The sequence below is a fragment of the Streptococcus sp. 2022WUSS135 genome, assembly GCF_044427045.1.
GTDB classification, from domain to species: domain Bacteria; phylum Bacillota; class Bacilli; order Lactobacillales; family Streptococcaceae; genus Streptococcus; species Streptococcus hashimotonensis.
The window spans coordinates 141,042-155,242 of sequence record NZ_JAOTGL010000001.1 but is presented as its reverse complement, the minus strand read 5'-3'; the positions used below and the strand labels follow the sequence as shown (position 1 = coordinate 155,242).

Below are 14,201 nucleotides of genomic sequence, written 5' to 3'. Positions count from 1 at the left end.
AAATAGTATTTCTAGTCAAGGACCTCAGATTTGCTACTAACGCCTATCCTCCCCCAAGCGTTGCCACCTCCTATGAAAAGAGTCCTATACTGCTTGTGCTCAAAACAATTGATTGTCCCTCATATTGGTGCCTTTCAACTATAACCTTCGGCAATTTCTCTAGTCTTCATTGAATAGCAAGTCCGTTCGACCTGTACTATTTCAGATATTTAACCATCAATGTAACATTATGTTTGTACATGTCGATAAAGGTATCCCCTTCCTCACCTTCTGGTGCCAAGGAATCTGAGAATAACTCCTTACCTTCGCCAGTAACAACTTCAACCTGACCGCCTTTGGCTTTTACTGCCTCTTGCAATTTCTTCATGCGTTCTGGATTAGTTGTAGACTCTGTAAAGATAGCCTTGATATTGTGGTCGATGATTAGGTTAACTGTCTCAATCATGTCACTGTTAGCCACTTCTGAGTCGGTGCTCACTCCTTGAGGAGCATAAAGAGTGAAGTCATAACTAGCAGCAAAGTAATTAAAGGCATCATGTGGTGTTACCAAATAGCGACTTTCTTTTGGAATCACACTTAATTCTTTTTCTACCCAAGCATGCAAATCATCTAGCTGCGCTTGGTATTTTTCTGTATTTTTCTGAATCATCTCAGCTTTAGCAGGTAAGAGTTTTTGTAGTTCCTCTGAAGCTACAGCTACAGCTGACTTGTACAAGGGAATTGAAAACCAGAAGTGCGGATCGACAATCTCTTCTCCATCCTCATCCATCGTATTCAAGTCTTTTGCATTAAAGTTTTTAGAAACAGCTACTCCGGTCTTCTCCAAAGCTTCAACCATTTTACCTTCAAAGTGCAAACCGTGGTAGAGAACAAGATCAGCCTTTTGTAATTTTGATAAATCACTAGATTTGGCTACGTACAAATGAGGGTCTTCTCCTGCTGGAATCAGCAAATCACGTTCCACCTCATCGCCCGCCAACTGATAGACCATGTCATTGAGGAAGGAAGTAGTCACAGCCACTCTTGGCTTATTAGAGCCTTCTGTGGTTTGCGATGGACGACAAGCTCCTAGTCCTATTAGGGACAATAGCAGAGCAAAACTGAACAATATTTTCTTCATATAGGTTCTCCTTTTGTTTTTATTAAGCATACCTAACTATATAATTATATTAAGCTAAAAAAATCATTTTGTCAACTGATTTTTAAATTTTTTGATATAATAGTTTCAGTAGAAAGCGAGTTCTCATGACACCAAACAAAGAAGATTACCTAAAATGTATTTATGAACTGGGTCAATTAGACCAAAAAATTACCAATAAACTCATCGCAGAGAAGATGGCCTTCTCCGCACCAGCCGTTTCTGAAATGCTCAAAAAAATGGTAGCCGAAGAGCTCATTTCTAAGGATGCCAAGGCAGGTTATCTCCTCAGCCAAACCGCCCTCGAAATGGTAGCTAGCCTCTATCGCAAACACCGCTTGATTGAAGTATTCTTAGTTGAGCAACTTGGCTACTCCCCAGAAGAAGTACATGAAGAGGCTGAAATTTTAGAACACACCGTTTCAGATCACTTTATCAATCGCCTAGACCTGCTACTGGAACAGCCCCAAACTTGTCCTCACGGGGGAAGCATTCCTCAAGCAGGACAACCGCTCATCGAACGCTACCAGACACGGCTGTCACAGCTAACTGAGACAGGGAACTACCAGCTTGTCCGTATCCATGACTTCTATCAACTCCTTCAGTACTTGGAACAACATGAATTAGCTGTCGGCGATTTACTAACCGTCACAGACTTCGACCACTTTGCCCAAACCATCACCATCCAGTACAAGGACAAAGAGCTCGCCGTCCCAACAGCCATCGCTCAACAATTATTCATCGAAAAAAGCAATCGCCCAGCCTAAACAAGCTGAGCGATTTTTTCTTCTAAAATAAATAGTTACCTCTTTTTCAAATTACGGAAAATAGATCTGGCCGCAAAAAATAGTTGCCCACATACATACACTAACCAAAGTAAGAACCCTATATAAAAACAGCCCAATAGAAAGTGAGGGTTATAAGTTAAAGGCTGCAAGACAAACATGAGAATCCCTACCAACCCCCACCGCATACCCCAGGTCATCTTTCTCTGGATAATCCACTCCAGCCAATCTTCTCCAACTGAACTTCTGGTTTCCAGATACTCTTGATTAAGGTCTTGAAAAAATTTTCTCATATTCTTGCTCACCTCATCCTAACTTCAACGCATAAACTACTACTTTTTGACAACGTTATTATAGCATTTTGTTTTCAAATAACCAATACTGTCGAAAAAACCAGCCTACTTGGGCTGGTTTTCTTGGAGTCGCTCTTTTAGGCGACGACGGTATAAAATCTGCGATGGAATGAAATAAAGAAAACTTGCCAAAATAATCCAACGTTTATCTATTCCACTAAAGTAAATCACTAAAATCAAAAGAAACGCAGTCGTCAAATAAAAGAAATGATTTTTGAGCAATTTTTTCATAGCAGCCTCCATACCTATTTTTTCAATATTAGTATATCAAAATACATAACTAGAGTACATACCATTGCCAAAAGTTTTACTTATTTTTCGTATCCAAAACAATGGTTACCGGCCCATCATTGACCAGGCTAACCGCCATATCCGCCCCAAAAACGCCCACTTCAACAGGCACAAAGGCTGACAGGGCTTTGTTAAAAGCATCATAGAGTTGGCTGGCTAGGGCAGGAGCTGCCGCTCCTGTAAAAGCAGGGCGATTGCCTTTTTTGGTGTCCGCAAAAAGGGTAAATTGGGAAATGGATAAAATCTTGCCCCCTATATCTTGAACAGACTTGTTCATCTTGCCTGCCTCATCTGAAAAAATCCGCATATTGACGATTTTTCGAACAGCATAGTCCAGGTCTTCCTGGCTGTCATCTGGTCCCACACCGACTAGGAGCAAAAGCCCTTGTTCAATTTGCCCATGGATACTTCCTTCGATGGTCACACTGGCCTGTGATACACGTTGTAATACAATTTTCATCTTATCCGTTGGTCCTTTTCACTGAGTAAACTTCTGGCACCGACTTGATCTTGTCCACCAGACTGGTCAAGGTTGCCAGGTTGGAAATACCAAAGGAAACATGGATGGTCGCAAACTTCATATCCTTGGTCGGCTGGGCATTGACCGAAGAAATGTTCTTGCTGGAATTGGTCAAAACCTTGAGGACATCGTTGAGGAGACCTGAACGGTTGAGACCGTAGATGTCAATGTTTGCCATGTATTCCTTGGTCGAATTTTCATCCTCCCAACCGACATCAATCAGGCGGACATCGTAGTTTTCCTGACTCTTGAGGTTCATACAGTCTACACGGTGAACGGCTACCCCACGCCCCTTGGTGATGTAGCCGACAATTTCATCGCCAGGCACTGGATTACAACATTTGGCAATCCGTATCAACAAGCCTGACGCCCCTTCAATGACCACGCCACCTTCGTGACGGATTTTCAAACTATCTTTGTTGTCGTGTTTGACTTCGCCACCGTTGACCAATTCATCCGCGACAGCTTTGGCTTTGGCCCGCTCGGCTTCTCGGCGTTCTTTCTCTGTCAGACGGTTAAAGACAGACACGGCAGAGATTTCCCCAAAACCAACCGCTGCAAAAAGGGATTCGTCGGTCTTATAGCTGGTCTTTTGCAGGACCTCATCCATGTGGCGACGGTCCAGGTATTGGTTGGGAACGTAGCCATTTTCTTGGAGTAGGTTCTGAAGCATCTCACGCCCTTTTGAAACAGACAATTCCTTGTCCTGATTCTTGAAGAACTGCTTGATTTTATTGCGAGCCTTGTGAGTTTTAACCAAGTTGACCCAGTCACGACTTGGACCGAAAGAGTTGGCAGAGGTGATGATTTCCACCTGATCGCCTGTCTTAAGCTTGGTCGTCAGAGGAACCATACGACCGTTGACCTTGGCACCTGTCGCCCGCTCACCGACCTTGGTATGAATTTCATAGGCGAAGTCAATCGGCACGGAGTCCTTAGGCAATTCACGCACCGCACCATCTGGCGTGAAAACGTAAATACGCTCTGTAAAAATATCGTCCTTGACAGAATTTACAAAGGTTTGCGCATCCCCAGCTCCTTCTTGGAGTTCAATCAAGTTGTTAATCCAGCGCAACTCTTTTTCGCTGGCAGTTGCCTTGCCACCACGCTTATAAGCCCAGTGAGCTGCCACCCCGTATTCCGCCACCTGATGCATTTCCATGGTCCGAATTTGGAACTCGATTGGACCTCTCGGTCCGTAAACCGTGGTATGAATAGACTGGTAGCCGTTAGCTTTTTGGTTGGCAATGTAGTCCTTGAAGCGACCCGGCATAGGTTTCCACAATTCATGAATATACCCTAACATAGCATAGACATCGCTCGGAGTATCCATGATACAACGAATGGCAATCAAGTCATAGAGTTGATCAAACCGCTTTTTCTTATCGTGCATTTTGCGATAGATAGAGTAAATATGCTTGGGTCTACCGTAAATCTGACCATGTAGATGGCGCTCTTCCGTATACTCTCTTAGCTTATCAACAACTTCATTGACCAACTCTTCCCGTTCACGACGCTTCTCGCTCATCATTCGAGTAATCTTGTAGAATTCAATCTCATTGAGATAGCGGAAAGACATGTCTTCCAATTCCCACTTGATAGAAGAAATACCTAGACGGTGGGCAAGCGGTGCATAGATTTCCATTGTTTCACGTGAAATACGTTCCTGCTTGTCCTTGCGTAAGTGCTTAAGAGTCCGCATGTTGTGCAAACGGTCGGCTAATTTGACCAGAATTACCCGCATATCTTGAGACATAGCAATCAGCATATTTCGGTGGTTTTCAGCCAACTGCTCCTCATGAGACTTATACTCAACCTTACCCAGTTTGGTAACACCGCCGACAATATGGCGAACCTCTGGACCAAATTCAGCCTCCATATCATCCAAGGTTACATCCGTATCCTCAACCACATCATGTAAGAAACCACAGGCAACCGTCACAGCATCCAGCTTGAGTCCTGCTAAAATACCTGCTACCTGGATCGGGTGTACAATATAGGGTTCGCCCGATTTACGAAATTGGGACTTGTGTGCCTCTGTCGCAAAATCCAAAGCTTTTTTGACAAATATAACATCTTCTTCCGGTAAATAGGTGGCTGTCAAGGCAACCACTTCCTCCCCAGTGTAGTTAATTTCTTTCATATCTCTACTCTTCCTCTTATATTTCCTACTATTCTACCATTTTCACGAAAAAAGAAAAAGGAATCTAACATAAGACTACTAATTACAAACAATCTAACCCAGACTTAGATTCAACGAACGTTCCTTTTTTCATTGTTTTTCTTACTATTTTCACTTGTTTTTCAATCAAACGTTCAGAATTAGTCTTGAATTTTATATTTCTTAGCTGTATAATGATTGTAGAAGATTATTATAAAAAAGAAAATGGAGGATTCTTATGAATTTTCGTTTCAGTAAGTGTGCCGTAGCACTCACACTAGCTCTCTTAGCTGCAAGCAATCCAAAATTAGCTCAAGCCGAAGAGCTTCTCAACACAACTCCAGCTTCTTCAACAGAAGCAAGTCAGGCTGTACCAGTTGAAACTGACACCACAGAGAAAGCTGATAGTACAGAATCTCCTGCTCCAGCCACTACCGAAGCTGAAAATCCAAGCTCTTCCGAGACAGCTGAAACCAGTGATCCTACGAGCGAGACAACTGCCGCAACTGCTTCAGAGGCACGCACGGTCACTCCTGCTGCAACTGAAACTAGTCAGCCTGTTGAAGGACAAACTGTTGATGTTCGCATTCTCGCAACAACTGACCTCCATACGAACTTGGTCAACTATGACTATTACCAAGATAAACCAGTGGAAACGCTTGGTCTAGCAAAAACAGCTGTTCTTATCGAAGAGGCAAAAAAAGAAAATCCAAATGTTGTATTGGTAGATAATGGAGACACCATTCAAGGTACTCCTCTTGGAAATTACAAGTCTATCGTTGATCCTATTGAAGAAGGCGAACAACATCCTATGTACGCCGCCTTAGAGACTTTGGGATTTGATGTCGGCACACTTGGCAACCACGAATTTAACTACGGCCTTGCCTACCTCGAAAAAGTAATTCGTACAGCCAACATGCCTCTAGTCAATGCCAATGTCCTCGATCCGACTACGAAAGACTTTCTCTACACCCCTTATACCATTGTGAAAAAGACGTTCACAGACACCGAGGGTAAAAAGGTTACACTAAATGTCGGTGTTACAGGGATTGTTCCCCCTCAAATTCTCAACTGGGACAAAGCTTATCTAGAAGGAAAAGTGATTGTCCGTGATGCAGTTGAAGCCGTTCGCGATATTATCCCAACCATGCGAGAAAATGGAGCAGACATCGTTCTGGTCCTTTCCCACTCAGGTATCGGCGATGACCAATATGAAGTCGGCGAGGAAAATGTCGGTTACCAAATCGCCAGCCTAAAAGGAGTTGATGCGGTTATCACAGGTCACTCCCACGCAGAATTCCCAGGAACTGCCGAAAAACCAAGCTTCTATGCTAAATACTCTGGCGTGGATGATACAAATGGTAAAATCAACGGCACTCCTGTCACCATGGCTGGAAAATACGGTGATCACCTCGGTGTGATTGACCTTAATCTAGTCTTTAAAGATGGCAAATGGACAGCTACTTCTAGCAAAGCGGCTATTCGTAAAATTGATACAAAATCATCTGTAGCAGATGGTCGCATCATCGACCTTGCTAAAGAAGCCCATAACGAAACCATCAAATATGTTCGTCAACAAGTCGGTGAAACAACTGCTCCAATCAACAGCTTCTTTGCCCTTGTTCAAGATGATCCTTCTGTACAGATTGTTAACAATGCACAGATTTGGTATGCAAAACAACAGTTGGTGGGGACTCCAGAAGCTAATCTACCAATCCTATCTGCGGCTGCACCATTTAAGGCTGGTACTCGAGGCGACGCTTCAGCCTATACAGACATTCCTGCTGGCCCAATCGCCATCAAGAACGTAGCAGACCTTTACCTCTACGACAACGTTGTAGCCATCTTGAAAGTCAACGGTGCCCAACTCAAAGAATGGTTGGAAATGTCCGCAGGGCAATTCAACCAAGTTGATCCAAGCTCAACAGAGCCACAAAATCTAGTCAACACAGATTTCCGCACTTACAATTTTGACGTTATTGACGGAGTAACTTATCAGTACGATATTACGCAACCAAATAAATACGATCGTGATGGTAAGGTAGTCAACGAAAACGCCAGCAGGGTTCGGAAGCTGCAATACAATGGGCAAGATGTGACAGCTGATCAAGAATTCATCGTTGTGACCAACAACTACCGTGCAAACGGTACTTTCCCTGGGGTTCGCGAAGCTTCTATCAACCGCTTATTGAACCTGGAAAACCGCCAAGCCATCATCAATTATATTATCGATGAAAAAGTTATCAATCCTACAGCAGACAATAACTGGACCTTTACAGATAGCATCAAGGGACTCGACCTCCGCTTCTTGACAGCAGATCGTGCGAAAGCTCTAGTTGCTGACCAAGAAGGTATTGTCTACCTACAGGCTTCAACTGCCAGCGAAGGGTTCGGTGAGTTCAAATTCGTCTATACTGAACCTAAAGTAGTGACTCCAGATGAACAGCAGTCAGATCAAGGTAACACAGGTCAAGATATTGTACTCGAATCTGGTCAACGAATTACTCTTCCAGCGGTAAATCCACCTGCTCCTGCTCCACAACATAAACTGGCTAATCCACATTCACAAGCGAGCACCAAGACACTCCCTGCAACAGGAGAAGCTACTTCTATGCTTAGTCTGCTTGGTCTCACTTTGATTGGTTTTGTCGGCGCATGGACTAAGAAAAAAGAACATTAAAATAGACGAGACTGAGCAAAAACTAGCCCTTGTTCAAGCCTCATTGCTTTTGACTCGTCACGAACCTCTTAATACCCAATGAAAATCAAAAGCAGCCTAGGAAACGAAGTCGAAGATAGAACTCTGTTACTATCTTATTTCAAGGTAACAGGCTGAAAACCTCCACTGGAGCTTTTCACTCATCAAGGCTCTTGACAACGGATAATTTTGGTTTTCGAAGAGTATAAAGAGGCGTTCGTACGACTTGTCACTATACCAATACCCTTTTGCACTCAATAAAAAAACACAGATAGACTCAAGCTGATTTTGATGAAATCCAGCTAAGCTGTCTGTGTTTTTCTTTTATTCCCATTATTTTGGACTAATTTCTTAACCAATTTTCGTTAATACTCAATGAAAATCAAAATCAGACTAGGCGACGCAGATGCAGATAGAACTGAAGTTCATCAAATCAAGTTAACAACGTCTGCTTTTGATTTTCGAAGAGTATAAATTCATACTCACTAGGAGGAAGCCTATCTTTGTTTCAACCCTCTTTTGACCAAAAACGCCCTTCATCCTACCAAATACAGATTCTAATAAAACGGTAAAGGATATAAAGCAACAAGACCCAACCAAACATCGTCAGGTAAAATACAAGACTGAATGAATATTGCTGAAACTGCTTTATTTCACGTTGACTGGTCTGGCTCACTTCATCAGCTTCCTCTATTACATCTGATTCGCGATAAGCATTGACTAACAAGCGATAATCAAAAGGAGGAATTAGTGGATCACATGTCAACAAGGTTACCATATCCTGACTCTCAACAGGTAATAACTTTTGCCAATCTGTTGCTTTTATCACTTCTGTATTTTTTACCAAATACGTCAGCGTCCTCCCGCCAACCTCAATAAAAATCTTATCACCTTCTCTCAACTCTGACAGTCGGAAAAATCTGAGATCATTGTACCAACTACGGTGACCGGCAATGACACTTCGTCGACCTATTCCACCTATAGGTAAAGCTGTTCCTATAACAGAAGCAACTCCATCATTTAAATGTTCACTGGTTGCCCCAACATAAATAGGTTGTCGAATTTCAATTTTTGGAATACTCAAATAACCAATTGCCCCTTCCATTAATTCAGAAGATAACACATCGGTACTATTTGAATCATTTTTCTCTGCAAAGGGATCAACTGTGGGTAAGTCACCACCACTAACCTGTTCCCCATAAGCCTTAATTTCTTCGAGTTGCTCTGTCGAAAAGAATTTAGAATTCCTACGATAAGACTGATACTGTTGGAAAACTTGAAACTCCTGCACTGACATATTTGTCAGTAACACTAAAGGAAGCAACAAACCAACCAACATGAAAATATATCCTATTCTTTTCATCATTTCATTTCCCCCTTTTGACACTTCTTCCTACGGAGAAGATAGAGGATAATAACAATCACTACTATGATTAATAGGGCTACCAAGTAGGATAGCGTTAGCATATCCAAAAAGAATGCCGGTTTTTGCTTGATGGCAACTTTCGGCTCATAAGGAACGCGATGTCCACGTACCAACAAACGATGGCTGTTAATCATATAAGGAGTACAGGTTAGCAAGGTTGCATAGTCTTTTCCGTTTTGAACTATAACAGGATCAAAATTATTCGGTTCAACAACTAAAATCTGGTCCACCTCATAAGCCAAGACCTCAGCTATATTATGAATGTAGAATTGATCCCCAACTTTTAAATGATCGAGATTGGTAAATAGCGAAGCATTAGGAAGACCACGATGCGCCGTAATCACAGTATGAGTACTTTCTCCACCAACTGGCAAGGAGGAACCTTCCAAATGCCCCGCTCCTTTTTGTAATACTTCCTCAGTTGTACCAGCATATATAGGAATTCGCTCGTTGATTTTCGGAATTTCTACAAAACCAATTTTCTCCTTCACCTCAAGCATACGAGCGTATTCCACTACCCCAGCCTTCTCTTCTTCTGTGTAAGGATCTTGCAATTTGTGAGGTTCCAAGGTCTGGTTGTAGGCCCTAGCATGCTCCAACCTTTTCAGAACTTCTTCACTCGGTAACTGTTGTGCTTGTTCATAAAATGATTGGATTTTATAATCAGAGTCATAACGATAATAATATTGAGAAATCCACGGATACAGCGTCACTACTAAACCAAAGAGAAATAAAAGCTTCAAGAGTATGGACTGTTTAGACATTCCCTTTCTAAGTTGTGAACGTTTCATCATTACTCGTCACTTTCTTTTTATTTTTCCGCCTTTTTGTTAATAAGAAAATCAGTAAAATACCGACAAACATTCCAAGCGCATAAAGAAGATAACGAATAAGAATACGCTTCTCTGCATTTTCAGACGCTTTAAGATGCTCTTCTGCAACATAAGGAATACGATGGCCGCGTACCAATAAACGGTGCGTATTCACCATGTAAGGCGTACAGGTTAGCAAGGTTGCATAGTCCTGCCCAGGCTTGACCAGCAATTCCTCAAATTGAGTTGGTTCAGCAATCACTATTTGATCTACTTCATACGCTAATGTTTCTACGATATTGTGAATGTAGAAAGTATCACCGATTTTTACCTTCGTTAAGTCTGTGAATAACCGAGCTTTGGGTAAACCTGTATGAGCCGTTAAGACAGTATGGGTATCGCTCCCCCCAATCGGTAAGGATGTTCCTTCCAAATGCCCTACACCTTTTTGAAGAACGGTCTCAGAAGTTCCTGCATAAACAGGAAGCTTGACCTCAATTTTTGGAATTTCAACATAACCTATCTTTTCATGCAATTCCAGCATCCGTGCATACTCTACCCGTCCAGCTTCATGTCGTGATTTGGTATACGGATCCTCCGAAACCACATTATTCAAACTCTCATTAAAAGCTTGAGCTAAATCCATTCGTTCCTTAACCTCCTCAGAAGCTAAGGTCTTTTTTTCTTGGTCGAAAGAATTAGTCAGCTGATCCGACTCATATCGATAATAAAAATTAGAAACATGAGGATAAAGTAAAATCCCAAATCCAATCAAAAATACCAAGTAAAAGGGGATATTACTTTTCTTTTTTTTCTTTGTAGTTTTTCCCGATTTTTTCTGTATCATAATCCGAACTTTATTATTCTTCCATTGTCTTTCTACTGCATTGCAAAGCTAATACTCAATGAAAACCAAAAGTAGCCTGGGAAACAAAGCCGAAGACAGAACTGGAGTTCATTAAGGCTAGTTGACAACGGATAATTTTGATTTTTGAAGAGTATAAAATCCCCTACATTCTGCTTTTATTATACCATAATCCAACTTTAAAACGAAAAATCCCATTGCCCCAGATTCAACCTGACAATGGGATTTTCCCTCTATTCTAGTCTGTCAAACGTTATCGCTTAGTATAAGTTACCAAGCGATAACCTAGCAAGAAGAGCAAAATACCGGTAGATAAAACTGCAATTACCACCACATTTCCTGTATATGGAATTTCAATTCCAGGAGGTGTAACAGGTTTATTCTTAATCTTAATGATCTCGGACACATGTGAATCCGAGGTTATTTCAAAAGGAATCGTATCTTGAGATAAAATGTAGCCAGTAGGGGCCTTGACCTCTTTTAAGTAGTAAGTACCATAAGGAAGAGGACCTACCACAAACTGACCATTCGAACTTGAAGTGACGTGATAAGAATTGCCGCCGACTATCACTTCCTTCAATTCTCCGCCTACTTCCTCAAGAACCGCAAACTCTGCCCCAGATAAAGGGGCTGTACTTGTTGATACCTTTAAAAACGGCTTACTCCCCTTTTCTTCGCTAGGTCTCCTGACCTTAGCCTCAATCTTTGTAACACCTCTACCTACATTCATCAAGAATGGGATAACTTCTAGACTCGTAGGAGTTCCTGCTTGTCGAACGTAATACCAGCCCTTAGTCAATCCTCGAAAGGTAGTTTGATCTTCTGATGTAATGGCCTTAGAGGCAATGGGTTCTCCATAGGCTTGGTTCAAGTCCGAACGGCTTTTTTGATACAAGGTATCTGCCAACTGCTCAGCAGAGACTGGCTCTTCTGTAGCGATAAACCAAGCCTCCAAACCCGTTGATACTTGACTGGTGTCCACTCCTTGAGGGAGAGGAATATGAACCTGAACTCCAAAGGTATCCTCTGCTTGAGCCGAGAAAGAGGGCAGAGACAACGAACAGACCAGTGCCATCATGCAACAAACTAGCTGTTTTATAATCCTCATATTACCCTCCTTTTCTTCATTTGGTTAAGCATCTTCTGCTTGGCGTTTCTTCATAGCAACATAAGCGAATACCATCGCACTCAAACCTACAACTGTGAAGACAAGTGTACCGATACCACCCGTTTGTGGAATGGTTACTTTTTTGTTTTTGATTTGAGTATGTCCATCAATTGACAATTTAACTCTGTCATCATTCCAGCTACCTCTTTGAACTTGGAATTCAATGCCTGTACTCAATAAAGCATAGCCTTCTGGAGCTTTGGTTTCTTCTAGTGTATAGGTACCTTGTTTTAAACCTTTGACTTCAAATTTACCATCTTTAGATGAAATGAATGTAAAGGCTTTAGTTTTTTCTGTTACCCACTCCCACTGCATACTCAACGCTTCATAGGCTGCGTCACGCGCTGCTTTCTCTTTTTCAGCATTTCCATTCTTCAACGCTATTAGGTAGGCTTGTTCTGCTCGATTGTATTCTGTTACTTCTTGATCTTTTGTATCGGACGCTTTCAATGCTAAATAGCGTCCTTCACCATTCTTCACTACAAACTCTGCACCTGTGAGTTTTTCAATGTCAGCTGCATCTGATTCCTTATCATTAGTCTTGATAAAGCGTTTACCGTAAGTGATAACTTTTGGTTGTTCTGGTACAATTGGTGGTGGGTTGTCTGACGGGTTGTTGGTTACTGTAACAATGTGAGCTTTTTCTCCACCTTCACTAGCATAAGATGGAATAGTTCCAGAAGTCGTATCTTCCACTACAATATACTCAACACCTGCTTTAAGATTGTCACTAAATTCTTTAGTAGTTTCGCTAGGTTCTAACGTAAATTCGCCAGCAAGTACACCTGTATTTTTTTCATATACCTTGAATTTTACCGATTTTTTATCTTGTTCTTTTGTCCAAATCTTGTTAACTTGGATTTTTACTTTACCACCTTCTTCTTTCGGCGTTACAGGTTTTGGTTCAGTTAAAGTACGTGGGCGATTACCATAGTGGAATTTCACTTGGTTAGGGATTTCAGTATCCACTTTTGCTGAATCGTTGAGGATACCTTTGTAGTTCAAGGTGATATTAACATCCTTCTCTTTAGCTACAGCTTCAATAGCTGCTAGACCTTCCTCTTTCATTTTCACCATGAAGCCACGTTTATCTTCGGCTACTGTATAGTGAGTATCTTTGGCTAAGTTAGGGACTTCTTTGGAAACAACAGACAATGATTGTAGTTTAAAGTCCAATCCCTCAACCATCAAATCTTCCCAAACAATTGTCTTGTAGCTAGAACCTTTTGGAATTTTAGTTGTAATTTTATACTCTATCTCATCACCGATAGTGACATTTTTTGTGTCAGTTGTATTGTCACCAAAAGTTTTTGTTACAGTCGGTTTATCTTCTGTGTTTTTTGGATAAACGTGAAGTGGTTTATCTGTATTATTAAAGTAACCACTTCCCTCCGGGTGTGTAACTGGTAGAACAAGACGGAAAGGAACTGCCTTAGCTTCAGTTAGTTCGCTACCAGTAGCGTCACCGTTTTTATTGTAGTATGGTGATGCTTCCTTATCTTCTACAAAAATGTAAGTTCCATTTTCAAGAGTAAATGAAGCACCTGCACTGCCAGCATCTGTGTTGACACCTTTAGTACCATAGTCATTGGTCATTTTTTGATAGTGCTCTGTAGCACCCTCACCAGTAATACCTAACTGTGTACCAGTTTTTGTACCTTCTACTTGATTGTCAACTTTCTTCCAAACCTTAAAGTTGACACCTGCAATTTCTGTAGCAGATTGACCAAAATACTGTGTAAACTTACCTGTTTGAATTTCTGTACCATCATACTTCTGGATAGCTTGTGCTGTCTGGTGGTCAAATCTTTCAAAATCTTCCTTGCTCATCAAGACCTTATGCACCACAACCTTCGTTTGATGCGGTTGCGTATCTTCGGCATGGACTAAGTGTTTAATATTTATCAGTGAACCGAGCACCGTTAGGAACACAGTAAACACCGAAAATAATTTCGTCAATTTTTTCATTGTATACTCCTATTTT

11 protein-coding genes are annotated in these 14,201 nt (G+C 41.6%); 2 read left to right on the top strand and 9 right to left on the bottom strand.

The window, feature by feature from the left end:
• Positions 1–196: 196 nt before the first annotated feature.
• Positions 197–1,120 carry a metal ABC transporter solute-binding protein, Zn/Mn family gene (locus tag ODU45_RS00765; RefSeq protein ID WP_208498291.1) on the bottom strand — a complete coding sequence of 308 codons (924 nt, stop codon included), beginning with the start codon at positions 1,118–1,120 and terminating at the stop codon, positions 197–199.
• Between the two features lie 125 nt (positions 1,121–1,245).
• On the opposite strand from ODU45_RS00765, the gene ODU45_RS00760 reads away from it, so the two are divergent.
• Positions 1,246–1,905, top strand: a complete 660-nt coding sequence (locus ODU45_RS00760) for a metal-dependent transcriptional regulator (RefSeq protein ID WP_002942034.1) — start codon at positions 1,246–1,248, stop codon at positions 1,903–1,905.
• 416 nt (positions 1,906–2,321) lie between these two features.
• On the opposite strand, the gene ODU45_RS00755 is transcribed toward ODU45_RS00760, so the two are convergent.
• From ODU45_RS00755 to ODU45_RS00745, 3 genes are all read right to left on the bottom strand, one after another.
• Complete coding sequence (locus ODU45_RS00755; protein WP_024384320.1) at positions 2,322–2,507, bottom strand: hypothetical protein; 186 nt, start codon at positions 2,505–2,507, stop codon at positions 2,322–2,324.
• Positions 2,508–2,583: 76 nt separating this feature from the next.
• On the bottom strand, positions 2,584–3,027 hold the full coding sequence (gene dtd, locus ODU45_RS00750) for a D-aminoacyl-tRNA deacylase (protein ID WP_172078010.1): 444 nt from the start codon (positions 3,025–3,027) through the stop codon (positions 2,584–2,586).
• 1 nt (position 3,028) lies between these two features.
• Positions 3,029–5,230 carry a RelA/SpoT family protein gene (locus ODU45_RS00745; protein WP_398580565.1) on the bottom strand — a complete coding sequence of 734 codons (2,202 nt, stop codon included), beginning with the start codon at positions 5,228–5,230 and terminating at the stop codon, positions 3,029–3,031.
• Between the two features lie 256 nt (positions 5,231–5,486).
• On the opposite strand from ODU45_RS00745, the gene sntA reads away from it, so the two are divergent.
• Positions 5,487–7,928: a heme-binding protein SntA gene (gene sntA / locus ODU45_RS00740; protein ID WP_398580564.1), complete on the top strand. Its 2,442-nt coding sequence runs from the start codon at positions 5,487–5,489 to the stop codon at positions 7,926–7,928.
• A 559-nt stretch (positions 7,929–8,487) separates the two neighbouring features.
• Here the strand turns inward: sntA and ODU45_RS00735 are convergent.
• From ODU45_RS00735 to ODU45_RS00715, 5 genes are all read right to left on the bottom strand, one after another.
• Positions 8,488–9,312, bottom strand: a complete 825-nt coding sequence (locus ODU45_RS00735) for a class C sortase (protein WP_172699575.1) — start codon at positions 9,310–9,312, stop codon at positions 8,488–8,490.
• Entirely contained in the window at positions 9,309–10,166 is an 858-nt protein-coding gene (locus tag ODU45_RS00730; RefSeq protein WP_398580563.1) for a class C sortase, read from the bottom strand. Before ODU45_RS00730 ends, ODU45_RS00735 begins: the two co-directional genes overlap by 4 nt.
• Positions 10,144–11,031 carry a class C sortase gene (locus ODU45_RS00725; RefSeq protein ID WP_253212912.1) on the bottom strand — a complete coding sequence of 296 codons (888 nt, stop codon included), beginning with the start codon at positions 11,029–11,031 and terminating at the stop codon, positions 10,144–10,146. Before ODU45_RS00725 ends, ODU45_RS00730 begins: the two co-directional genes overlap by 23 nt.
• Positions 11,032–11,302: 271 nt before the next feature.
• Positions 11,303–12,157, bottom strand: coding sequence for a prealbumin-like fold domain-containing protein (locus ODU45_RS00720; RefSeq protein WP_398580562.1), 855 nt, complete (start codon positions 12,155–12,157; stop codon positions 11,303–11,305).
• A 24-nt stretch (positions 12,158–12,181) separates the two neighbouring features.
• Positions 12,182–14,185: a pilin N-terminal domain-containing protein gene (locus tag ODU45_RS00715; protein ID WP_398580561.1), complete on the bottom strand. Its 2,004-nt coding sequence runs from the start codon at positions 14,183–14,185 to the stop codon at positions 12,182–12,184.
• Between the last annotated feature and the right edge of the window lie 16 nt (positions 14,186–14,201).

Bases quoted from the DNA above. Each gene is read 5' to 3' on its own strand.
- ODU45_RS00720 (WP_398580562.1), bottom strand. From the start codon at position 12,157: ATGAGGATTATAAAACAGCTAGTTTGTTGCATGATGGCACTGGTCTGT.
- ODU45_RS00725 (WP_253212912.1), bottom strand. From the start codon at position 11,031: ATGATACAGAAAAAATCGGGAAAAACTACAAAGAAAAAAAAGAAAAGT.
- ODU45_RS00760 (WP_002942034.1), top strand. From the start codon at position 1,246: ATGACACCAAACAAAGAAGATTACCTAAAATGTATTTATGAACTGGGT.
- ODU45_RS00715 (WP_398580561.1), bottom strand. From the start codon at position 14,185: ATGAAAAAATTGACGAAATTATTTTCGGTGTTTACTGTGTTCCTAACG.
- ODU45_RS00735 (WP_172699575.1), bottom strand. From the start codon at position 9,312: ATGATGAAAAGAATAGGATATATTTTCATGTTGGTTGGTTTGTTGCTT.
- sntA (WP_398580564.1), top strand. From the start codon at position 5,487: ATGAATTTTCGTTTCAGTAAGTGTGCCGTAGCACTCACACTAGCTCTC.
- ODU45_RS00755 (WP_024384320.1), bottom strand. From the start codon at position 2,507: ATGAAAAAATTGCTCAAAAATCATTTCTTTTATTTGACGACTGCGTTT.
- dtd (WP_172078010.1), bottom strand. From the start codon at position 3,027: ATGAAAATTGTATTACAACGTGTATCACAGGCCAGTGTGACCATCGAA.
- ODU45_RS00730 (WP_398580563.1), bottom strand. From the start codon at position 10,166: ATGATGAAACGTTCACAACTTAGAAAGGGAATGTCTAAACAGTCCATA.
- ODU45_RS00765 (WP_208498291.1), bottom strand. From the start codon at position 1,120: ATGAAGAAAATATTGTTCAGTTTTGCTCTGCTATTGTCCCTAATAGGA.
- ODU45_RS00745 (WP_398580565.1), bottom strand. From the start codon at position 5,230: ATGAAAGAAATTAACTACACTGGGGAGGAAGTGGTTGCCTTGACAGCC.